The organism is Microbacterium sp. NPDC028030, assembly GCF_040637855.1.
GTDB lineage: Bacteria > Actinomycetota > Actinomycetes > Actinomycetales > Microbacteriaceae > Microbacterium.
This window is the reverse complement of sequence record NZ_JBEZXF010000001.1, coordinates 656,200-677,816: the sequence shown is the minus strand read 5'-3', so window position 1 is coordinate 677,816 and position 21,617 is coordinate 656,200. Positions and strand designations below refer to the sequence as shown.

The 21,617-nt window shown below is 64.7% G+C and carries 24 protein-coding genes and 1 pseudogene; 18 read left to right on the top strand and 7 right to left on the bottom strand.

The window, feature by feature from the left end; genetic code table 11:
* Positions 1–57: 57 nt before the first annotated feature.
* Positions 58–387 (bottom strand): DHCW motif cupin fold protein, encoded by a 330-nt coding sequence (locus AB0E56_RS03315; RefSeq protein WP_359796641.1) that lies wholly within the window; start codon positions 385–387, stop codon positions 58–60.
* Positions 388–508: 121 nt separating this feature from the next.
* Between AB0E56_RS03315 and AB0E56_RS03310 the strand changes: the two genes are divergently transcribed.
* The 9 genes from AB0E56_RS03310 to AB0E56_RS03270 all read left to right on the top strand — a co-directional run bounded on the left by AB0E56_RS03310 (position 509) and on the right by AB0E56_RS03270 (position 10,008).
* Entirely contained in the window at positions 509–1,534 is a 1,026-nt protein-coding gene (locus tag AB0E56_RS03310; RefSeq protein WP_359796640.1) for an Lrp/AsnC family transcriptional regulator, read from the top strand.
* Positions 1,535–1,649: 115 nt separating this feature from the next.
* Positions 1,650–3,140, top strand: coding sequence for an aldehyde dehydrogenase family protein (locus AB0E56_RS03305; protein WP_359796639.1), 1,491 nt, complete (start codon positions 1,650–1,652; stop codon positions 3,138–3,140).
* Positions 3,137–3,895, top strand: coding sequence for a gamma-glutamyl-gamma-aminobutyrate hydrolase family protein (locus tag AB0E56_RS03300; protein WP_359796638.1), 759 nt, complete (start codon positions 3,137–3,139; stop codon positions 3,893–3,895). Before AB0E56_RS03305 ends, AB0E56_RS03300 begins: the two co-directional genes overlap by 4 nt.
* The gene (locus tag AB0E56_RS03295) at positions 3,892–4,362 is read left to right on the top strand and encodes a DUF3830 family protein (RefSeq protein WP_017829890.1); all 471 of its coding nucleotides are present in this window, start codon (positions 3,892–3,894) and stop codon (positions 4,360–4,362) included. The genes AB0E56_RS03300 and AB0E56_RS03295 overlap by 4 nt, the downstream gene beginning before the upstream one ends.
* A gap of 41 nt (positions 4,363–4,403) precedes the next feature.
* A complete protein-coding gene (locus tag AB0E56_RS03290) occupies positions 4,404–5,483 on the top strand; it encodes an ABC transporter substrate-binding protein (RefSeq protein WP_359796637.1) in 1,080 nt (359 codons plus the stop codon).
* Complete coding sequence (locus AB0E56_RS03285; protein WP_183151364.1) at positions 5,480–6,307, top strand: ABC transporter permease; 828 nt, start codon at positions 5,480–5,482, stop codon at positions 6,305–6,307. Before AB0E56_RS03290 ends, AB0E56_RS03285 begins: the two co-directional genes overlap by 4 nt.
* 2 nt (positions 6,308–6,309) lie before the next feature.
* On the top strand, positions 6,310–7,110 hold the full coding sequence (locus tag AB0E56_RS03280) for an ABC transporter permease (protein WP_359796636.1): 801 nt from the start codon (positions 6,310–6,312) through the stop codon (positions 7,108–7,110).
* Positions 7,110–8,153, top strand: coding sequence for an ABC transporter ATP-binding protein (locus AB0E56_RS03275; protein ID WP_359796635.1), 1,044 nt, complete (start codon positions 7,110–7,112; stop codon positions 8,151–8,153). The genes AB0E56_RS03280 and AB0E56_RS03275 overlap by 1 nt, the downstream gene beginning before the upstream one ends.
* Positions 8,154–8,250: 97 nt before the next feature.
* Positions 8,251–10,008 (top strand): alkaline phosphatase family protein, encoded by a 1,758-nt coding sequence (locus AB0E56_RS03270; RefSeq protein ID WP_359796634.1) that lies wholly within the window; start codon positions 8,251–8,253, stop codon positions 10,006–10,008.
* 100 nt (positions 10,009–10,108) lie between these two features.
* Here the strand turns inward: AB0E56_RS03270 and AB0E56_RS03265 are convergent, their stop codons facing one another.
* Together AB0E56_RS03265 and AB0E56_RS03260 are read right to left on the bottom strand one after the other, a co-directional pair.
* Entirely contained in the window at positions 10,109–12,040 is a 1,932-nt protein-coding gene (locus AB0E56_RS03265) for a carboxypeptidase regulatory-like domain-containing protein (RefSeq protein WP_359796633.1), read from the bottom strand.
* Positions 12,041–12,173: 133 nt separating this feature from the next.
* Positions 12,174–12,302, bottom strand: a pseudogene (locus AB0E56_RS03260) (alkane 1-monooxygenase); the annotation flags it as partial.
* Between the two features lie 17 nt (positions 12,303–12,319).
* On the opposite strand from AB0E56_RS03260, the gene AB0E56_RS03255 reads away from it, so the two are divergent.
* From AB0E56_RS03255 to AB0E56_RS03235, 5 genes are all read left to right on the top strand, one after another.
* Positions 12,320–13,954: a recombinase family protein gene (locus AB0E56_RS03255; protein ID WP_359796632.1), complete on the top strand. Its 1,635-nt coding sequence runs from the start codon at positions 12,320–12,322 to the stop codon at positions 13,952–13,954.
* Between the two features lie 371 nt (positions 13,955–14,325).
* On the top strand, positions 14,326–14,853 hold the full coding sequence (locus tag AB0E56_RS03250; protein ID WP_359796631.1) for a hypothetical protein: 528 nt from the start codon (positions 14,326–14,328) through the stop codon (positions 14,851–14,853).
* A gap of 24 nt (positions 14,854–14,877) precedes the next feature.
* Complete coding sequence (locus tag AB0E56_RS03245; protein WP_359796630.1) at positions 14,878–15,213, top strand: hypothetical protein; 336 nt, start codon at positions 14,878–14,880, stop codon at positions 15,211–15,213.
* Between the two features lie 59 nt (positions 15,214–15,272).
* On the top strand, positions 15,273–15,635 hold the full coding sequence (locus AB0E56_RS03240) for an Imm51 family immunity protein (RefSeq protein WP_359796629.1): 363 nt from the start codon (positions 15,273–15,275) through the stop codon (positions 15,633–15,635).
* A gap of 35 nt (positions 15,636–15,670) precedes the next feature.
* Positions 15,671–15,973 (top strand): hypothetical protein, encoded by a 303-nt coding sequence (locus AB0E56_RS03235; RefSeq protein ID WP_359796628.1) that lies wholly within the window; start codon positions 15,671–15,673, stop codon positions 15,971–15,973.
* A 54-nt stretch (positions 15,974–16,027) separates the two neighbouring features.
* On the opposite strand, the gene AB0E56_RS03230 is transcribed toward AB0E56_RS03235, so the two are convergent.
* From AB0E56_RS03230 to AB0E56_RS03220, 3 genes are all read right to left on the bottom strand, one after another.
* Complete coding sequence (locus tag AB0E56_RS03230; RefSeq protein WP_359796627.1) at positions 16,028–16,165, bottom strand: hypothetical protein; 138 nt, start codon at positions 16,163–16,165, stop codon at positions 16,028–16,030.
* Positions 16,162–16,329 (bottom strand): hypothetical protein, encoded by a 168-nt coding sequence (locus AB0E56_RS03225; protein ID WP_359796626.1) that lies wholly within the window; start codon positions 16,327–16,329, stop codon positions 16,162–16,164. Before AB0E56_RS03225 ends, AB0E56_RS03230 begins: the two co-directional genes overlap by 4 nt.
* A gap of 67 nt (positions 16,330–16,396) precedes the next feature.
* On the bottom strand, positions 16,397–16,639 hold the full coding sequence (locus AB0E56_RS03220) for a hypothetical protein (RefSeq protein WP_359796625.1): 243 nt from the start codon (positions 16,637–16,639) through the stop codon (positions 16,397–16,399).
* A 136-nt stretch (positions 16,640–16,775) separates the two neighbouring features.
* Between AB0E56_RS03220 and AB0E56_RS03215 the strand changes: the two genes are divergently transcribed.
* Together AB0E56_RS03215 and AB0E56_RS03210 are read left to right on the top strand one after the other, a co-directional pair.
* Positions 16,776–17,075 (top strand): hypothetical protein, encoded by a 300-nt coding sequence (locus AB0E56_RS03215; protein ID WP_359796624.1) that lies wholly within the window; start codon positions 16,776–16,778, stop codon positions 17,073–17,075.
* A 213-nt stretch (positions 17,076–17,288) separates the two neighbouring features.
* Positions 17,289–17,786: a hypothetical protein gene (locus AB0E56_RS03210; RefSeq protein WP_359796623.1), complete on the top strand. Its 498-nt coding sequence runs from the start codon at positions 17,289–17,291 to the stop codon at positions 17,784–17,786.
* Between the two features lie 62 nt (positions 17,787–17,848).
* Here the strand turns inward: AB0E56_RS03210 and AB0E56_RS03205 are convergent, their stop codons facing one another.
* Entirely contained in the window at positions 17,849–19,057 is a 1,209-nt protein-coding gene (locus tag AB0E56_RS03205) for a hypothetical protein (protein WP_359796622.1), read from the bottom strand.
* A gap of 1,163 nt (positions 19,058–20,220) precedes the next feature.
* Between AB0E56_RS03205 and AB0E56_RS03200 the strand changes: the two genes are divergently transcribed.
* Together AB0E56_RS03200 and AB0E56_RS03195 are read left to right on the top strand one after the other, a co-directional pair.
* Positions 20,221–20,475, top strand: coding sequence for a hypothetical protein (locus AB0E56_RS03200; RefSeq protein ID WP_359796621.1), 255 nt, complete (start codon positions 20,221–20,223; stop codon positions 20,473–20,475).
* Positions 20,472–21,494: a hypothetical protein gene (locus AB0E56_RS03195; RefSeq protein ID WP_359796620.1), complete on the top strand. Its 1,023-nt coding sequence runs from the start codon at positions 20,472–20,474 to the stop codon at positions 21,492–21,494. Before AB0E56_RS03200 ends, AB0E56_RS03195 begins: the two co-directional genes overlap by 4 nt.
* The last annotated feature ends 123 nt before the right edge of the window (positions 21,495–21,617 follow it).

The window sequence follows — 21,617 nt, the reverse complement described above, 5'->3', positions numbered from 1 at the left end:
TCCACGGGCGCCGTCCGGGCTTCGGCCGGGCGGCGCCCTTGTGGCTGGCGCCGGACGTCAGTCGACGACGAACAGACGGGCACCGGTCTCGGTGCTCGAGCGATGCGGCTCCATGTCCGTGCCGACCTGATAGCTCTCCCCGGCGTGCAGAGTGAACGTCCGACCGTCTTCGAGCTCCGTCTCGAGGGTGCCCTCGACGACGAACAGCACGTGGCCGCGCGAGCACCAGTGGTCGGCGACATAGCCCGGTGCGTATTCGACCATCCGGATGCGGGTGTCTCCGATCTGCTGTGATCGCCAGACCGCCTGCCCCGTGATTCCCGCGTGGATGGTGGGTTCGATCTCTGCCCAGGTGGTGGTGCTGAAGGCGTGTCCGGGAAGGTCCATCGGTTCAGTATGGGTCATCGGCGACGCTCCACCCGGCCGCGCCGAGGAGACCACCGACGCCTCAGCACGGGCCCGGACTGGGATAACCTTCCACCGAGTCCGTCCCGCTGAAGGAGAGCCCGTGCCCGCGAACGATGTGATGGCCGACGAGACCGATCGGATCGTCGCCGCGGCCCTGCAGGTGAACGGCCGCGCGTCGTGGGGCGAGATCGCCCGCGTGGTCGACCTCCCAGAGCGCACGGTCGCCCGTCGGGGTCAGCGACTGCTCGACCGGGGGCTGGTGCGGGTGTCGACGTACGTCGATCCCGCCCGCGTGCTGCATGCCCGTGCGGTGCTGTTCCGCATCACGACAGAGCCGCATGCCCTGTGGCACGTCGCTCGCACACTCGCACGGCGTGCTGACGCCTCGTCGGTCTCGGTGCTCGAGGGCAGCAGCGACATCGCCGGGATGCTGCTCCCCCATGACGACGCGTCCATCCGCGAACTGCTCTTCACCGACTTCCCCGAGCTCGAGGGCATCGACTCGATCAACGTCACCACGGTCCTCAAGTTCTTCCGCTCGGGCCACGACTGGCGCGCGGGCGTGCTCACCGACGAGCAGGCTCGGATGCTCGATGAGTCCTCCGGCTCCGAGGTCGACCCGGCCGATTCGCTCAGCGACGACGAGGAGGCGCTGATCCGGCTCCTGTTGAAGGACGGTCGGATGCCGGTCGCCCAGCTCGCGCGAGCACTCGGCCTGAACGTCACCACGACTCGTCGCCGGATGGAGTCGCTGAGCCGTCGCGGCTTGATGCATCCGCGCACCGAGGTCGTGCCGAGCCTGTTCGGACTCGGGCTCGAGGCCCTCGTCTGGTTGCGGGTGCCGATGGCGCGGCTCGAGAAGGTCGGCACCGCCCTTGCGGAGGCTCCCGAGGTGAAGTTCATCGTCGCGACCACCGGCACCTCGCAACTCCTCGCGAACGTTCTGGTCCCCGACGCGGATGCGTTCTACGAGTTCCTCACCGGACCCGCCGTCGCGGGGCACGACGGTCTGGAGGTCGTGGAGTCGCTCGTGGTGATCACACCGGTGCTGCGCGGTTCACTGATCGTCGATGAGGCCCCGGCGGCGCTGGCGAGTGACATACCGACGGGGGCTATCCGTTTGTAGGCCGATCCTGTTACAGGAGTGTAAAGAATTGGCGAGATCGTTCGTCACAGCTTGACCTAGTGGCGAAATAGAGCGAGTATCCTCTCCAGGGCCATCACCCCTGGAGAGGACGACCATGTTCACGGCAACGGGAGACGACTGGGCGGATCGCGCAGCGTCGCTGTCTCTGCACACGCGCATGTTCATCGACGGCGCGTGGGTGGAGGGCTCGGCCGAACCGCTGGCACCCGTGAGTCCGCGCGACGGACGCGCACTGCCGCAGATCACGGCCGCGTCGGCCACCGACGTCGACCGGGCCGTCCGCTCCGCCCGCGCCGCGTTCGACGCCGGGGTGTGGTCGCGGATCGCGCCTCGGGAACGCGGGCAGCGTCTGATCGCCTTCGCCCAGCGGATCCACGACAACGCCGAAGAACTCGCCCTCACCATCTCGCTCGAGATGGGCAAGCCGATCCGCGAGGCGCTGCAGACCGAGCTGCGCGCCGTCGTGAACTGCTTCCGCTGGTACGGCGAGGCCGCCGACAAGGTGCTCGACGAGATGCCCGTCACCGCCCCGAACAGCCTTGCTCTGGTCACGCGCGAGCCCGCCGGTGTCGTCGCCGCCGTCGTGCCGTGGAACTTCCCGCTGACGATGACGGCATGGAAGCTCGCCCCCGCCCTCGCGGTCGGCAACAGCGTGGTGCTCAAGCCGGCCGAGCACACCACCTTCTCCGCTCTGCGCCTCGCCGAGCTCGCGTTCGAGGCGGGCATCCCGGCCGGCGTCCTCAACGTCACTCCTGGTGCCGGACACATCGCCGGCCGCGCGCTCGGTGAGCACGCCGACGTCGATGTCGTGACCTTCACCGGCTCCCCCGAGGTCGGTCGCCGGTTCCTCGGGTACTCGGCCGCCTCCAACGGCAAGCGGGTGTGGCCCGAGCTCGGCGGCAAGACCGCGAGCCTGGTGCTGCCGGATGCCGACCTCGAGCGTGCGGTCAGGGCCACCGCAGACGGGTGCTTCTACAACCAGGGGCAGATGTGCACCGCCTCCTCGCGCCTGCTCGTGCCTCGTGCGCAGCGCGACCGGGCCCTGGAGATCGCCGCCGAGGTCGCACGCACGAGCCTGCCCGCCGACCCGTTCGACGTGGGCGCCTCGATGGGCGCGATCGTCAGCGAGAAGCAGCTTGCAGGCATCGCCGGGTTCGTCGAGCGCGCGCAGGCGGAGGGTGGCGAGCTCGCGGCCGGGAGCGCCGAGCGCTTCAGAGCCGTCGACGGCGGCAGCTACTTCGCCCCGGTCGTGCTGGGTGTCACCCCTGCGCACGAGGTCGCGCAGCGTGAGGTCTTCGGCCCCGTGCTCTCGGTCATCGCGTATGACGACGTCGATGACGCGCTCGCGATCGCCAACGGCACCGAGTTCGGTCTCGCCGCTGCGCTGTGGAGCACCGACCTCAACGCCGTGCACACCCTGTCGCGCCGGCTCCGCGCCGGAGTCGTCTGGGTCAACTGCTTCGAGGAGGGCGACATGACCATCCCCTTCGGCGGCGTCAAGGGCTCGGGCTTCGGTCGCGACAAGAGCCTGCACGCCATGGAGAAGTTCACCGACCTCAAGACCACCTGGATCGAGCTGTCGTGACCCGCCCGTTCATCGGCATCACCACCTGGCGCCGCTTCATCGACACCGACCTGGGCTCCGGTCGCCCGGCCCACAGTCTCGGCACGGAGTACGCCGCGCCCGTCGAGGCTGCGGGTGGAGCAGTCGTGCTGCTGCCGCCGACCGCCGGCGTCGACGAGGTGCTCGACCGACTCGACGGACTCGTCCTGTCCGGTGGAGAAGACGTGCACCCCTCGCACTACGGCGCGGAGCCTCAGGAGGGCAAGACCTACGACCCCTCGCGTGACGGGTTCGAGATCGCGCTCGCCCTCGGCGCGCGCCGCCGTGGCATCCCGGTCCTGGCGATCTGCCGCGGTCTCCAGGTGAGCAACGTCGCGTTCGGCGGATCGCTGATCGTCGACATCCCGGCCACCGCGCACCACGAACCCGTGCGCGGTGCCGACCAGCAGCTTGCAGCGCGCCATCCGATCATCCTCGCCGACGGCAGCCGCCTCGCCGCTCTGTACGGAACGACACAGCGGATCGTGAACACCATCCACCACCAGTCGATCGACACCCCGGCCCCCGGTCTCCACGCCGTCGCCTGGGCGCCGGACGGGATCGTCGAAGCCGTCGAGGCCGACGGCGACTGGCCCTTCTGGGCGGTGCAGTGGCACCCCGAGAAGATGATCGCCCCCGATGAGGCCGCCGAGGAGATGCCGCTGTTCGCGGCGTTCGTCTCGGCCGCCCGTAAACGCGCAGCGGAACACCCCGCTGCAGAGAAAGGAACACGATGACCAAGCAGGTCTTCCTCGAATACGAGAACGGCGTCCGCGCCGTCGCCACCCTGTTCGAGGACCTCGCCCCTCGCACGTGCGAGGCCATGTGGGGTGCGCTCGAGAAGCCGGTCACCATGCAGGCCATGCACGCCATGTACGCCGGACCCGAGGTCATGGTCGGCCTCCCGGAAGAGGCGCAGAACTTCGACCCCGAGAAGGTGCCGTTCGAGAACCAGCAGGTCGTCCCGGCGCCGGGTGACCTGCAGTGGTACTGGCAGCGTCCGATGCAGATGGGCGGGCTGCCGTTCGAGTGGTACGAGATCGGCGTCTTCTACGATCGTGGTGCCCGTACTCTCGGCCCGCTCGGATGGACACCCGTCAACATCTGGGGCGGCATCACCGAAGGACTCGCGGAATTCGCCAAGGAGAGCGCCGCGATCCGCATCGACGGAGCGAAGCAGCTCACCATCGGACGCCTGGTCTAAGGCGTTCACTCAGTGCTGGACCCATCCCGAAGGAGCAGTGCATGAATACCCGAAGAATCCTCACCACCGGGGCGCTCGTCGCCACCGGCGCCCTCGTCCTCGCCGGCTGTGCATCCGGTGACGACACGGCATCCTCCGGCGACAAGGAGTTCGCCGGCGAGACCATCGTCGTCACCTCGTTCGGCGGCGACTGGGAGAAGGCCTTCATCGAGGCCGTCGTCGACCCGTTCGAAGAGGAGACCGGGGCGAAGGTCGAGCTGATCACGCTGTACAGCGCCGACGCCCTCGCGCAGGTCACCGCCCAGAAGGCGAGCCCGCAGATCGACGTCGTGCACTTCTCCGGCGGGCAGGAGTTCACGGCCGCTCAGGACGGTCTCATCGCGCCGATCGCGGCGGACGAGCTGTCCGAGTCCGGTGACCTGGTCGACCTCGCCACCGCCGGTCTCGAGCGCGGCGAGGGCCCGGTCATCCAGCTCGCGCCGATCGGGCTCGTCTACAACACCGAGGCGGACGCTCCGGCACCCACCTCCTGGCTCGACCTGTTCGACGAGGCCTACGCGGGTCACGTCGCGCTCACGGACTTCTCGAACACGTACGGCGTGCTCTCGATGCTCCGCGTGGCCGACGCGCTCGGCGGCGGCATCGACGACCCGTCGCAGGCGATCACAGACCTCGGCGAGCTGGCCTCGTCGGGCGACGCGATCGTGGTGCCCACCTCGCCCGACCTGCAGACGGCATTCGCCCAGCGCGACACCTGGCTCGCCCCGTACGCGATGGACTACGCCGGCACCCTGCAGGACGCGGGTCTTCCGGTAGAGTTCATCGTCCCGGAGGAGGGCGCCACCGCCTCCCTCATCACGGCGAACGTCGTCGAGGGCCGGGACAACCCCGACCTGGCGAAGCTCTTCATCGATTTCGAACTGCGCCCCGAAGCGCAGACCGTCTTCGCGGAGAACATGCGGTACTCGCCGGTCAACACCAAGGCCGAGCTCTCCGGCGATGCCGCGGATGCGGTGCTCACCGGCGACGAGCTGGAGACGGTCGTCGTCTACGCTCCGGGTGACATCGCGGCTTCGCGTCAGTCCTGGACCGATGAGTGGAATGCGCTGATCACCAAATGAGCGTCCGAACCCGTAGGGAGCCCTGGCTCCTGCTCCTGCCGGCGATCGTGCTGCTCGCGCTCGCCTTCATCACCCCGGTGGCCGGCATGCTCCTCATGAGCGTGCAGTCGTCGGCAGGCGGGTTCACCCTCGACAACTTCACCCGGTTGTTCACGAGTGAATATCACCTCCAGGCGGCGCTGCGCTCGCTCCGCCTGGGGGTGATCCAGACCGTCATCACTCTCGTCCTGGCGATCCCGCTGTCGTACGTGATGGCCCGGGCGGGCTCCAAGGTGCGCTCGTTCCTCCTCATCGTCGTGATCCTCCCGCTCATGACCAGCGTCGTGGTCCGCACCTTCGGCTGGGTGGTCCTGATGGGGCCGTCCGGACTGATGATGCAGATCCCCGGCGCGGAGTTCCTCGTCGGCGGCACGCAAGGCTTCCTCGGCACCGAGACCGGTGTCGTGATCGCGATGGTGCAGGTGCTCCTGCCGTTCGCCGTGCTCAGCATCCTCGGTGTGATCTCCGGGATCACGCCGCAGCTCGAGGAGGCGTCCCGCACGCTCGGCGCCGGATTCTGGCGCACGCTGCGGCACGTGGTGCTCCCCCTCGCGGTACCCGGCATCGTCGCGGGCGCCTCGCTCGTCTTCGTGCTGTCGGTGAGCTCGTTCATCACGCCGCGGTTCATCGGCGGCGCGCAGATCCCCGTGTTCGCGCAGACCATCTACGTCGATGCGACCACCAACCTCGACTGGTCGTTCGCGGCCGCACAGGCCGTGCTGCTGTTCGCGGGCGTCATGCTCGTTCTCGCGGCGACGTCGCGGCTCGGGAAGCAGAAGGTGTGACCATGGTCCGTTCCGTTCCCCTCCTCGGCAGGATCCTCGCGATCGTCCTCGGCGTCATCGTGACGCTGTACATGCTCGTGCCGCTCATGGTGGTCGCCGGAGCCTCGGTCGGCGAGAACCGCTTCCTGACCTTCCCCGGCCAGGGCTTCACGCTCGACTGGTACGTCGAAGCACTCACGTCCGACACCTACCTCGAACCGTTCCGCCTGAGCCTGCTGGTCGGCATCACGGTCGCGGTCCTCGCCGCAGCGATAGGCACCGCCGCCGCCTTGGCTCTGACTCGCTTCACGGTTCCCGGCGGCGCCGCCATCCAGGCGCTGCTGATGTCGCCGCTGACCATCCCGACGATCATCCTCGCGATCGGCGCCCTGTCCATCGCCTCCCTCACGATCGGCTCTCCCAACGTCGGCGTGCTCATCGCGATCCATGTGGTGATCGCCATCCCCTACGTCATGCGCACGGTCACGGGCGTGATGACCAGGGCCGATCACTTCACCGAGGAAGCGGCGCGCACTCTCGGCGCCAGCACCTGGAACCGCTACCGGCTCGTGGTGCTGCCCATCGCCCGCCCCGGTATCGCGGCCGGTGCGTTCTTCGCCTTCAACATCTCGTTCGACGATGCGGTCATCGCCCTCTTCCTGCGCACGCCGCAGCTGGAGACGCTCCCCATCGCCATCTACGGCCAGCTGGAGTTCAGCACGTCGCCCACCGTGGCGGCCGTCTCGACTCTCATGGTCCTGCTCACCGTCGTCCTCATGATCGTCCTCGAACGCATCATCGGTCTGGGAAGGTTGTTCGTCTGATGACAACGCTCACCATCAAATCGCTCACCAAGGACTTCAAGGGGACGAAGGTGCTCAAGGGCATCGACCTCTCGATGCAGTCCGGGGAGTTCGTCTCCCTCCTCGGCCCGTCCGGGTGCGGCAAGACCACGCTGCTGCGCTGCATCGCGGGGTTGGAGTCGCCTAGTGCCGGCACCATCGAGATCGCAGGGCAGGACGTGACGAAGCTCCCGCCCGAGAAGCGCCACCTCGGGATGATGTTCCAGAGCTACGCGCTGTTCCCGCACATGAGCGTGGTCGAGAACGTGCGCTTCGGTCTGCGGATGTCGGGCGAGAAGTCCAAGCCCGAGCAGAAGGAGCTGGCCGTGCGGGCGCTCGAACGCGTGCAGATGGGCCACCTCGCCGACCGCATGCCGGCGCAGTTGTCGGGCGGGCAGCAGCAGCGCGTGGCGCTCGCGCGCGCCATCGCCTTCGAGCCGCGCGTGCTGCTGCTCGACGAGCCGCTGTCGAACCTCGACGCCCGGCTGCGGGAAGACATGCAGGTCGAGCTGAAGGAGCTGCACCGCACGCTCGGCCTCACGACCGTGTTCGTCACGCATGACCAGGAGGAGGCGATGAGCCTCTCCGACCGCATCGTCCTCATGAACGCGGGTGTGATCGAGCAGGAGGGTGCGCCCGCAGAACTGTACGGCGCCCCGCGTACCCCGTTCGCCGCGGACTTCATCGGCGCGGCGAACCTGCTCCCGGCGACCCGCTCGGGCACGGTCGCGACGCTCGACGGAACTGGGATCCAGATGCCGTTGACCGGGGCGGGCCCGGACGGCGGCGGCGAGGTGGTGCTCCGTCAGGAAGACCTGCACCTGTCCCCCACCGTCGGCTCGGACGCCCCGGTGAGCGTCGAGGTCATCGCCCACGTCTATCGCGGAGCGGACATCGTGTACATCGTCGAGCTCGCCGGCAAGCGGATGAGAGTCGTGCGCCCCCGGCACGAGGCGCCGATCCCCGAAGGGACTGCCGGTCTCGGCTGGCGCGACGGCGCCCTGCTGTGGATCGCGGCCGCCTGACGGCCCGGACGCTCGATCGCCGACCCGACGCATCTTCACCAGGGGTAGTTCCACGGCATCCCCCGGCGATGAGACGCCACGGTCGTAGGATCGCGGCATGGCCGACGATGACGTGCACCCCGTCCACGACACCTCGCGCCGAGGCTTCTTCAAGATCGGCGGGGCGGCGCTCGCGGGTGCGGTCGTGGGCGGAGCGGGCGGAGCGGCCATCGGAGCCTCCGTCGCCGGCAGCGCGAGAGACGGCTTCGCAGACGACCCCGACCCCTTCTCCGCGCTGACGCCCCGCAGCGAACCGGGCTTCGATCATGTCGTCGTGGTGATGGGCGAGAACCGGTCGTTCGACAACCTCCTCGGCTACCTGTACTCGAAGGAGAATCTTCCGCAGGGTGAGACGTTCGAGGGCTTGGCGTTCGGAACGCACAGCAACACGGCGTCCGACGGCACGGTCGTCGATGCCCACATCTACCAGGGCCCGACCGACCGCATCATGAGCCATCCCGATCCGGACCCCGGCGAGGAATACCCGCACGTCAACACGCAGATCTTCGGGACGGTCGATCCGAAGACCAACGCCGACCTCTTCGTCGACCAGATGGAGTCGCCCTTCAACGCCCCGACGCACGGGGAGAAGGCGACGATGTCGGGCTTCCTCCAGGACTACATCATCAACTTCCGTCGGCTGCGCAAGGGCACGGAGCCGAGCGTCGACGAGGCCAGGCACATCATGGGCTCGTTCTCTCCCGCCATGCTCCCCGTGCTGTCGACGCTCGCGGCCGAGTTCGCCGTGTTCGACAACTGGTATGCCGCGGTTCCGTCGCAGACCTTCTGCAACCGGTCGTTCTTCCACGCGTCGACCTCGCACGGGTTCGTCACCAATCAGGCGGGCGGCGGCTACGACAAGTGGATCGACGCCCCGGCGGCCCCGACGGTGTTCAACCGGCTCGAGGAGAAGAAGCTCGACTGGAAGATCTACATCGACAAGCTGCAGCTCGTCTCCTTCACCGGGATGCTGCACGCGCCGGTGCTCGAGAAGTACTGGCGCACGGAGCACTTCGGCACGATGGACGACTTCTACGCCGACGCGAAGGACGGCAAGCTCCCCGCCTACGCGTTCATCGAGCCGCGGATGGTCTACGACCACAACGACTTCCACCCGCCGTTCGGCTCGCCCCGCGAGAGCACAGTAGAGGGCGAGGAGGTGTTCGACAGTGCGATCTCCGACGTGCGCGCGGGAGACCTGCTCATCCACGACATCTACGAGGCGGTGCGCACGAGCGCGTCTCCGAAGGGATCGAACGCGGTCAACACCCTGCTGCTGATCACGTTCGACGAGCACGGCGGATGCTACGACCACGTGCCACCGCCCGCAGCGACGAAACCGACGAAGGACACGACGGCCGGCGAGATGGGCTTCACGTTCGATCGACTCGGATGCCGGGTCCCGGCGATCGCCGTCTCGGCGTACACGAAGCGAAACACGATCATCCACGATGAGATGCACCACGGCTCGGTCACCGCGACGCTCTCCCGGCTGCACGGTCTGAAGCCCCTCAACGACCGCGATGCCTCGGCGAACACGCTGTTCAACGTCGTGAACCTGGATCAGCCGCGGCATCCGGCCGACTGGCCCGTCACCAAGCCCTCGTACACCCCGCCGAACCCGGAAGAGGCGATCCCCCAGCCCGACCTCGAGAAGCACCTCAAGCCGCTGACTCCGCCTGCAAGAGGTCTGCTCGGCCTCCTGCTCGCCCGCTACGGGAAGCCGGGCGAGAAGGAGCCGGAGACCTTCGCCGACGCCTACAAGGTCCTGCACGAGCACGGCGAGGAGCTGTTCGGCCCGCCGAACGGGAGCTGACCGCGGGGGGTCGGCGATCGGCCGATGCCCTCTCCGGCGTGAGCTCAGCCGTCCGGATCACTCCGCGTCGCCGGGCTCGACGCGCTCGAGGTGACGAGGGTCAGCCGCGCGAGCGACGGCGCGCGACGACCAGCAGCACGACGCCGAGGATCAGCACGGCCCCGCCCCCGACCGCCCAGGCCAGTGTCTCCGGGCCGAGTCCGGTCGCGGGGAGCGCGCCGTTGCCTCCCCCGGTGCTCGGGGGGTCGGTCGGATCCGGTGGGACGACCACGGCGTCCTCTGCGAGCGTGAAGTCCTGCCCCTCGACGGCTTCACCGGCGGCGGTGATCACCACCGTGCGGGTGGCGGAGCCGACGACGCTCGTCCCCGTCGGGGGCACCACCGTGAGGGTGTAGGTGCCGGGCGGGAGTTCGCCGAGGCCGAAAGTGCCGTCCGCACCCGAGGCGACCTGTTGCGGGGCACCGGGTCCGGTCACGGTCACGGTCACATCAGCGATGGGATTGCCGTCGTCGTCGCGCACCGTGCCGTCGACAGCGCCGAGTCGCGCGAGTTCGAAGTCGACATCCTCGACGTCTGCGGCGGCCACCTGCTGATCGCGCGTGACCGGCGACGTCGCGATGTAGCCCGCGGGCGTCGTCATGGTGATCGTGTAGTCACCCGCGGCGAGGCGGGGGAAGGTGTACGCCCCCGATGCATCTGTGACGCGCGTGAGGGTCACGCCTCCGGGGCCGACCGCGGTCACGGTCACGCCGGCGACGCCAGCGCCGTTCGAACGGACGGTTCCGCGCAGGTCGGGATTCTCGGCGATCCGGAAGTCGACGTTCTCGATCGGCACTTCGCTGCCTGCTGGCACGACGACGGGCGGCGGCGCGAGGTCGATCGTGTAGCCGGAGGGAGCAGTGATCGTCGCGGGGTGCGTACCGACCGATACCTGGTCGAACAGGTAGCTCCCGTCTGCGTCGGTGGTGGTGGTCTGACCGTCGATCGTCACGGCCACTCCGGCGACCGGCGCCCCCGTGGTGTCGGTGACGCGTCCGGACACGGCGACCGGCACGATGTCACGGAGTCCGAAATCGGCCACTGCATCGCCGGCGCTCAGGTTCGCCGTGATGGTGGTGGGTCCGGTCGGGATCTTCCCCGCCGGGGGTGTGATGCGCACGGTGTACCCATCGGCGGCGATGAATCCGGGGAACGAGTAGGTGCCGTCGGCGGCGGTGGTCGTGGTGCCCACGACGGTGCCGTTCGCGTCGGTCAGCGTGAGAGCGACGCCCGAGGCCGGAGCACCGGTGTCGCTCACGGTTCCCGTGATGTCCTGAGCGATCGACGCGAACCAGGTCTGGTAGACGGGGAACCCCGACCGGCGGGTGAAGATGAGACTGAGCGAACTGATCGCGGCGTTCGGCTCGAACCACGCCGCGGAGCCGCTGGTGTCGGCCGCGGCCGCGTTGCCGGTGAGCGTGAGGGTCGTCTCATCCCAGGTCGGGACGTCATCGGCCGCGCCGGTGCAGGAGGGCTTGCCGACCACACCGGGGGCGCAGTAGTTGAACAGGTCCTGCAGTCCGAGTTCCGCCGCGGTGAGCACGTGCCCGTCGGGCGCCGTGGCACGGATGCGCACCGCGTCCGCGTCGATGTCGCCCACTGCGAAGGCCCACCCCGAGGTCGGGGTCGGGGTCGCGAAAGAGTACGTCGTCGTCGAGGGGCTCGTCGCGTTGTCGGCCTTGGGCCGGAGGTTCAGGTAGGCCTGGTCCCTGCTGGAGCCGTACTTGGCGCCGATGGGTGTGCCCTCCGACAACCAGGTCGACGCGCCCGAGATCACGCCGATCTGTCCGTCGCGGGAATCGCTCGTCATCGTCGCCGTGAGCGCCGGTTGAGCCGCGATCTGGACGGTCGTCGTGTAGGCGCCGCCGGTACCGGTCAGCGGCTGCCACGTCGCCCACGCCGTGGTCGTGGCCGCTGCCGCGGGGATCGTCCCCACCAGCACGGCCACGAGAGCGAGACTTCCGGCGATGATTCCCGTGCGGCGCAGACGCATGAGGTCAGCGTACTGATATACCGGCTTCGCGGGAAGGGAGTCCACCGACCACGACGCGGGGCCCCCACGACGGGTTCACGAGACACGGCCTCAGTCCAGGCGAGGCCGTGCCCCCGTCCATGCGTCGGCGTCGTCAGACGGCGTCGCCCTGCACGGGTCCCTCGGTGTTGGGCTTCCACCCGAGCGCCGGGGCGACATGGGTCGCGAACGCCTCGAGCACATGCAGGTTGTACTCCGGCCCGAGCTGATTCGGCATGCCTATTGATGTACATTCAAGAGATGGGTGAGGACACGGGCAAGAGGGCTGCAATCTACGCCAGGATCAGCCGGGACAAGAAGGACGATGGCGATACCCTTGACGGGCAGATCGAACTCTGCGAGAAGCTGGCGGAGAAGTATGGCCTCGATGTTGTGGCCATTTACCGGGAACCTGACGGCACTGGAGCCTCAGAGAAGTCCACTGCAAAGAAGCGAGTGGAGTATGACAGGATGCTCGCCGCTGCTCGAAACCGCGAGTTCGAGTATGTGCTTGCCTACGCCGATGACCGGTTGACACGACGGCCCATGGAGCTCGAAGTGCTGATCAAGCTCGTCGAGGATACCGGCCTCAAGATCCGCACCCACCGGGTAGAAAACTACGACCTATCCACAGGGCCCGGTGTGGTTAGCGCTCGAATCATGAGCGCAATCGCTGCCAACGAAGCTCGGCTGATCTCCGAGCGACAGAAGCTCACCTTTGAGCGTCACGCCTATGCCGGAAAGCCCAAGCGTCAGCGTCAGCGTGCTTTCGGCTGGGAGGGCGATGGAGTCACCATCCGGGAGAGCGAAGCCATTCTGATTCGCGAGGCCGTCGAGGAGATCAAGGCGGGAGCATCCATCGCAAGCATCCAGCACAAATGGAACCACGCTGGGGTCCGAACCGCCGTCGATCCGGAACAGTCCAAGAAGGAAGAGAAGCCTGACGGGCAATGGGAGTGGTCGGTGGTCTACCGCGTGCTCCTCGGGTGGCGAACGGCTGGCATTCGCACACGCCACCGGGAACCGCTGCGTGGTGCCGACGGGAAGCTCGTGCAGGGCACATGGGAGCCGATCATCAGCTTGGCGGATCGAGAGCAGGCGCTCGCCATGCTCGGCAGGCTCTCTCGCAAGAAGCTGCGCACTGGGAGCTGGCCGCTCGCTGGCATCCTTCGCTGTGGCGAGTGCACCAAGCCACTCTATGGTCAGCTCCCATCAGGTACTCGGAGCAGAGCGATCTACGCCTGCAAGAAGGGCCATGTGGGGATCTCAGCGGGACTCCTTGAGCAATACCTCATCAAGGAGAGCGTTCGCCGCGCCTACGAGGCGCGAAAGCATAGAGCGAACAACCCGCCCGCACCCAAGCGGGCAGAGGACTGGCCGCACTTCAGTGAACTCAGTGAGACGAACCAACTGATCGCAGAAGCAACAGCGGCCTGGAGAGATAGGACGCTGCCGCCGAACATTGCCTTCGCTCAGATCACGGAACTGGAGCCCAAGAGCGACGAGCTACAGAAGCAGCTCGATGCGTTCCTCGCTGTTCAGCCAGCACCCAAGGAGACCCCGCTGAAGACAGTTGGCCAAGTGCTCGAATGGCTCATGGAGGTGCAGGGGCAGTTCCTCCGCGAGACTCCCGGGAAGCTTGAGGACTGGCAGAAACCCGGGGAGAGCTTCGACCCCATCGAGGAACGACCCGCGAGCCCTAGGAGCAGCGAGACAACCGAAGAGAAGAAGGAGCGTCCGCAAGAGCTGCCCTATGCGGCAAACCTTGAGGAGACGGAAGAGCTCAATCGGATACTGCGGGGTGAGCTTGAGATGGTGGTCATTCGGAAGGGCAAGGCGGGTCGGCAGAGCGAGGCGCAGTTCAAGGCGCGGATCGATCCCGTCTGGCGGGGCTGACCGCCAGCACGCTGGACACATGAGCCCGGGGCATCATCGCCCCGGGCTTCGTCGTAGCTGCCCGCTCCTGCGCCCATCGCGCCGAGTATGAGCAATCGCATCGACCTACGCTGCTCGTCGCCGAGATTATCACCGGGGGTCGACGGGCGATCACCTGCCGCTGTTTGTAGATGTGCCACAAGAAATCCGACACGAAGTGCGATTTTAGGCTCTTTGGACGCGCCATTTTGTAGGAATCCGAGAAGTCGAAAGTTTCTCGGCCGCTTTCCGCAGATCCGTTTCGAGCTTCGGCAAACCAATGGTGTGAGACGCGACAGCGGAAGCAATGGTCCGCTGCGATTCACCGCCAACCAAACAGAACGGACCATCCAATGACTACAACTGATTCCACCACTCAGATCAACTCTGTCGTCCAGCACGCATGGGCATCTGAGTCGCCAGTCGCCTTCATATTCGAACTCCTCGAGTCCCTCTTCGAGGGGGCCGAAACGAGGAACGACAAGTTCGCTGTGCTGATGCTTCTCGAAGGTCTCGGTGGTCGCTTCGCCAATCAACTCGGCGAGGAATCCCTGATGCAGCAGTTGGTGGCAATGGATGGGGCGCTCGGGGCTGCCCAGCGGAAGGCTAGGAAGGCCAAGAAGCGCAGCGCTCGTGCGGCCGGGAGGCGCTTTAGCGAGCTTCGCCAGGATGACCGGGACGACTTCGTAGTGGACTTCAAGAAGTTCTGGACCGAGACGCCAGAGCGGCTTGTCGAAGAGTTCCTTGCTGGCTTCGAAGACGACTCTGAAGCGCTCACTGCGGATCTGCGCTGCAATGCAGCCGATCACCTTCGTCGCGCCGCTGATCAAGCCGTCATGTACTGGGGTGACCGTGAGATCCACGGCTCAATCGCACTCTGAAACTTGCAACCGAAAGGAATCGCTATGAGTAAGACGATCAACCCCATCAGCTTCAAAGAAGCGCGACAACAGGGGCGAGTCGCTCCGGCCTCTATGGATACTGGGCCCTTGTACCGATGCGTCAACCATGCTGGGGAAACCCGCGATGGTGGCTTCTGCATCGAGTACGAGGTCCGCGCCACCGCACACACCATCGAAGTTGGCAAGGGGTATGACCCCATCGGACAGAGCGAAGAGATCATCCTCAGTCACGGCGGCAGCTCTGTCATCATCCCCCGAGAGTTTGCCGGGGCAATCGCAGAAGCCATGAGCCAGCTCGGCGGGCGGCACATGGATAACTCCCCATTCATCATCCGATGAGCTGACGGGTCGGCGCTCGCCTATCGAGCGCCGACCCAACTACCAATAAGGAACCAACCATGGAAAAGAAGATGCGAACCAGTTTCATCGACCACAGCGAGGACGGGGAGAACGCCTACTCGCTTGTGCTCGGGCTCAGTGGGCCTATGACAGACATCGACTGGGCTGTGGATGCAGCGAACTTGGAGATTACCTCCTGGGAAATGACCGGCTACTTCTGGCAGAGCTTCGTGCAGTGCCTCTGGCCGGAGCTGGCTGAGCAGGTCAACTTCGACTGTGAGTCGGGGATGTTCTGCGCCTACGGTCCGGAGCCAGAGCCGCTGAGAGCGTTGCAAGCACCCTTCGATGCCGTGCTGGCCGATCCCGCAGTGGTGGTCGAGACGATCACCCGCAGACTGGCCGAAGGGCAGGACTTCTATTGAGCAACGCAGCTACCAACAACCGAAAGAAGCGAACTATGAGATCAGCGACTAGCGAAACTCGAAAGCTCTACGGCTATGCCGGTCGAATCCTAAGCTCAGAGCAGATGTTCATCGAGGTGTGGATTCAGAATCAGGATGTCCCGATGCCAGAGGAGGAGGCTGAGCACGCGCGCCAAGAGGCCCGTATTGTGCCCATCATGGATGCCTGGAGTCATGTCACCTCCGAGTGGAGGCAGGAGTATGCGGAGGACATGTGGCGTCACCTCTCCGAGGGTCGCCATGCGGAGTGGGTAGTCATGCTCGATGGCAGGCCTGTCGCATACCGCTTCGCCGCATGATGACAGCACAAGAGCCCCGGCCATTGCCGGGGCTCTTTGCGTTGGTGCCGGAGGCTACTGCACGAGCCGATCAGCGATCCACTGCACACCATCGTGGAGCCAAGGCCGGCTGATCTCCCAGCCGTCCTGGATCGCATGGAGCATGATCTCGACAGCCTGCCGAAGCAGCTCCATCAGCTCGAAGAAGGTCATGAGGTTTTGTCCCTCACCGAGTAGAGGAGCGGAACCCCTTTGCCGATGATGACTGAGTAGACCTCTTGGCCCTGCGCGTCGGCATCGGCCAAGGCCTTCTTGAACTCGTCCATCAGCTCGGGCTTGATGTGCTTGTGGGCTTCAGTTGCATCGTAGGTTGCCACGGTTGTTCCTTTCGCCTGGGAGAAATGAGGAAGGGCCGAGGATCATCCCCGGCCCTGCTGGTTCCGATCAGTCCTGCTTCTTGAGCGTGTCGATCCGGTCGGCCAGCTCGTTGAGAACCTTGATCGCGGCGTCTCGCTTGGCGATGGCCTCTTCCTTGCTCTTGGCGTAGAAGGGACGCGACCGGTTGCTGTCGTCCACGAGGCCAGACACCTCGTGCTTCAGTCGAGCGAACATGCGGGTGATCTCGGAGCGGTCGAAGCTCTCGGCCTTGGGAGCGGTGGTGGTCTGGGGAGCGGTGGTGGTTGCCATAATGTTTGCCTTTCGAGCAGTGGATGTGGTGTGACATGGCCAAATATTCATGGACTCCCAGTAGGAGTCAACTCCTCTGCAAAAAGACTTTTGACCTGGGTTTTCCTTCTCGCCAGGCTCCGCGTATCGTCGCCGCATGGACGCATATTGGAAGCAGTATCAGCTCACCCTCGACCGCATCGAGGAGGAGAAACCACAGACCTTCGATGGAGTGAAAGCCATCCTTGATCTCTTCGAATCACCCTCCTCCGGGGAGGCCTTCTTCCCTGGCGGTGCTGATGAAACCCTCGGCGACTCGCTATCCAAGGCTGGCTGGCACATCGACTGGCGGGAGGGAGACTACCTCTGGCTCGGAATCTCACAGACTGGGGAACTCATCAGCTATGTGGAGGGCGATCTTTACCGGGGCAACGCCTTCAAGCCGCGCCGGGACTGACCATCGGCAGGATGCAGGAAGGCTGTTCTGAGCGCGCCCGCTACAGCCCCGATGGCGTCGATCGTAGAGCCTGTGCTTCAGCCTTAGACGGGCAACCATGGGCTGAGAGCGGCCATCCCGGATCATGATTCGAGGAGCATCGATTCCGGTAGCAAGTTGGCCGATCGATACGATGGCCGAAAGTGGTCGGCAGCGAGATAGGGGCGTTGGAGATTGGCAGAAGAAGCGCGTTCAGGTTGGATCAAGCTCGGCGTCATTGCTGAGCACACCGGAGTCGATGCGGATGAGCTTTTCCAGGTTCTCGGCCAGCGCTACTCCGTGGGAAGGGACCATAGCGGGAACCACTGGATCGTCAGGTGGTTCGATGCCTTTGACTGGCTCCAGGAGCACTATGCGAGCCAGTGGGATCCCGAGTTGCCGGAGGTCAAGGACGCCGTTTCCTTCTGGATCAGCCGAGAGCTTACAGAGTCGGTTGCACTTGAGAAGGTGCGCCGCGAGTTCATCAATGAGCGTGCCGCGCTCCCCATCAGTAGAACCGTCGGCATCCACACGCTCGGGGATAAGAACCACATCGTCGATGGCTATTCGGTCGTCGGCTTCGATGCAGATGGAGAGCCCATCCCTCTCTTCAACGAATACAGCTGGGAGCCCTGGGGCCAGCTTGAGGTCGAACTCGGCTTCCCAGTGAAGGGGCATGGGCCGAACTACTAACGGCAACGATGAACGGCGGCGAGGGTGGTAGATCCTCGCCGCCGTTGGTGTGCGCGCACCTGTCAGAAGCGCCAGGCCTCACCGTCGTAGTTCTTGCCATCGGCATACTTGAGAGTCATTGAGGCGAAGAACCGCTCAGAACCCATCTTCTTCGCAACGGCCTTAACAGCGTCGAAGATGCCCTGCTTATGTCCCATGTAGATGTAGGTGCCGAACACCGGGAAGGCTCCGCGCTCCCTCTGACGGGCCATGGTACTCACAACCTTCTTCAGATCCTCGGGATTCTTGAGAGTCAGCTCGATCTCAATGCCGAGGGAAACGGGTCGCTTGATGTCTGTTCGGTGAGCCTCAAGGTCGATCGCCAGGTCCACGGGGTGGTTCTGATTGCCGTAGCTTCGGCTCGCATAGTCGGTCGTAAGCGTCCACTGTCCGGGGTTCTTCGCGAGCGCTTCAGACACCTTCAAGCGACCTGACTCGACCTCTTGGGCCATGCGCTCCTGATCTCTCCAAGCCTGATCTGGATCGATGACAACCTTCTTCTCTACCTTGTCATAGCGGCTTGCCATGGTTCCGTAGGTGCTGTTCATGTACCGCTCAGGGATCAACAGAGGGAGGATTTGAAGGCCGCTCGGGATCGGAATCTTGCTCTTCTTCTGGATATCTGAGACACCGGCGACGAGCTGAGCGGCCACTTGGGTGATGGCTAATCGGTGTTCGAGGTTGAAGACTCTGACGCTTCCGAGCTTGTATAGCCCGGGCACTCGCTCATCTCTCACGCCGTGGAAGTGGAGCAGATCGTAACCTCGCTTGGTCAGGAACCACAGCTGAGTCATGCCGATGATTTTCTCGGAGCTGACCAGTCCAAGCTCCTTCAGAGCCAGCGCTCGCTTGTGAGCACTTGCCTTCTTGATGCCCCAAACGATGCCGAGCTGCTTCGAAGTGGCGAGCGGAAACTTCCAGAGGAACCAGAGGCCGAGCCGATCCTTGTCAGTGAAGAAGGTCCTTCCATACTTCGGAGCGTTGGGATTTCGGCGTGCCTCGGAGCGGAAAGTGTCTGGGATCAGGTTGGCTTCATCAGTCGAATCTGCGCCGACGGTGTCGCTTTCATCGTCCGCCTCAGTGACCTTGACAGCCGTCTTCGACGGAAGGACTGCTCCTGCCATCACACTCGGCTCGCTGTGCTCTTCCTCTTCGTAGTCTTCGTCTTCGAGGAAGTTTGGCACTGACTTTGTGGCCTCTTCGTTCCCCTGCGTTGCTACATCTGTGTTCATCTCTCTGTTCTCCCGAGTGAGTTCGTTGCTTAGAACAGCTCTCCTGGCTGTAGGAGACGCTTTCCTTGACCGGTTCGCGCTTTGGAGCGCGGGCCTGAGACCTATATCGAAATGGGGGGAAATGTGGGCGCGAAACGACTTTCGTGCGCTCCCGCACGGCTCCTGATCTTCAACTCCTGCGAGATCTCGCCTTAGGATCGCGCTCCTAGAATCGCCTCGTAGAACAGCAAGAGGCGGCCTTGCCGCCCGGGGGGAAAAGCAACTCCGAGCTTCGCTCGTCGTAGGCCCTGCCGTGGGCAGTGCCCTGGGAGCGGTGCTCCCAGCCGAATGCCTTGAGGCATCTTCGGTATCCCGCCAGCGCTGCGCGGGCCTAGGAGCTACGCTCCCAGCCGAAGTGCGTAAGCACTCTTCGGTATCCCGCTGGAAGGATGTTGGCACCCTCCCAACCTGCCCTCAGTGCGTAAGCACTCCGAGACCCCGCTGAAGACTGCGCCAGCAGACTTCACTCCTGCCACTGCGAACCCGCCCAGTGGAATACGCCGATCACACTGCGTGATGGTGTCGCACCACTACTAACCCTTCTCCCTGGACGAGAACCAACACACAGATGTTGGATGCTGAAAACTGCCAACAAGGAGCTGACAGATTTACCAAAGCCCCTACTTCGCCTCCAGAGAGCCGCGAAGCTAACAAGACCCTCAGATCTTCCAAGCCAGCGGAAGCGGGAGCAGCAGCGGCGGGCAGTATCTCGGGTCGTTTTTTCTTTTAGCCAGCGTTGAGGCTTAGGTTGCGTCTCCTGCTTCATCCTAAGGACGAGTCAACAGCAGTTGTTGGGATCCCTCAGCTCGGGACTAGGAGGATCGTTCTCACCGATGTTCAAACTGCGCCGATGGTGTCGAGCGTTCGGCTGATAGTAGCCGCGAGGTGATTCGACATGGATAGAGCAGAACCCCTGGGTGAGTGGGTCGGCTACCACGCTGATCCGGAGTGGCCCGAGCCAACAGTGTGCTGGCCTCCCTGTAGCGATTGCCGCTCGGGCATGATCCGCTACGAGGACGAGGCGGAAGCTGAACGGGTGCTTGCAGAGCTTCGGCAGTGATGTTCAATCTGCGCCGATGGTGTCGCCTCTGATATCTCCTCCTAACTCAAGAGGAGGAGATCACATGGATGACTTCAACCAGACTTCGGACAACTCCGAACGGACCTTCACACCAGAGGAGCTTGAACAGCTCTTCTGGCATCTACCGATCAACGAGACGGAAGTGGAATGGTGCGAGCACCCAGCTGCCTGCCCGCTGCCTGCTCATGTTCAAGGCATGGATGAGGCAACCGAGATGGAGCGGCTTGGCTTCGAGCGCGTGAACTTGATCCCGCTGCCACAGACGAAGGCGGACCTGAAGCGGAGGGCGAGACGATGAGTGCTGCAACCAGGATGAAGCTCCACTACTCTCCGAAGCTCGGTCGGTTCGTCCGTTGTGTCGCTGAATATGAATGTGAGTACGGGGATGCCCACACCACACCCCATCAGCTCGCAGAGGCTGGAGGAGCCAAGCTATCGCTCTACGGCCACAGCACCATTCAGACTGTCAGCCCCGTCGTCGATGGGAAGTACTTCGTTGGCACGAAGGATTGGGGTCGCGTCTATAGCGAGGACGGAGAGCCAGTGCCTCCGAGCGAGGCGCGAGCCTGGTGGAAGAAGATCGCTGACAGTGAGAAGGCTGAGAAGAAGGCCACGACAGAAGCCGACGACCAGGCTGTGTCTGCGCCGACGCCGACGCCTCACAATCGGCTGGCCCGGCCTGCTATCGGCATAGCCTCCAGACACAAGGAGTTTGAGCTAGCCGAATCAAGCAGCGATGCCGGTGTGCTTGCGATGCTCGCTGGCTCCAGCGATCCGGCTGTGCGGCTCGTGGTGATCCGGAATCCGGCAGTAGCTACATCTACTCTGGAACAGCTCACCATGAGCCAGGATCGGGGCTGGAAGGTCTACCGGCTCGCGGCCCTCGAGGAACTAGGCCACCGCTACCAGGACGAGAGGGATGAGCGAGAGCTTGAGATCGATCGGCTGATGAAAGCCGATGGCTCGCTTAAGAAGTTGGCACTCAAGGCTCCCGCCGCCGCTGTGCTTGCAGCCATGCCAGAACCAGCCTTCCAGCGGAAGCCCCCTTCGGCGCGGCGCTCTCTCATCCGGAGGGCAGTCGATCAGCTCGGCAGAATGCTCAAGGTGTCGGTGCGGGTCGCTGGCTGGACACACAGTCTCGTCTGGAAGGTCGCTGTGGGATCGGATGGCGTCAAGATGATCTCACTGCCGCGAAGAGTTGCTCGTGATCTTAGCCGGAAGGGTGTGCTCGGTTTCCTGGTCGAGATGTTCGTCTCCGTGGCCGAGAGGCCTTTCAGCTCGAAGAGTCTGTCGAAGCAGCTCGGCTTCGGGTGGTAAACCGTAGCGATATGGGCGAAGGTGCTTGAGGTTGGTGAGCATCTTCCATTTGAGTGACGAAGGGTCGCGATTCTCCGGGATCGCGGCCCTTCTTCGTTGCCGGTGGAAGGTCGAGTCTGCGCT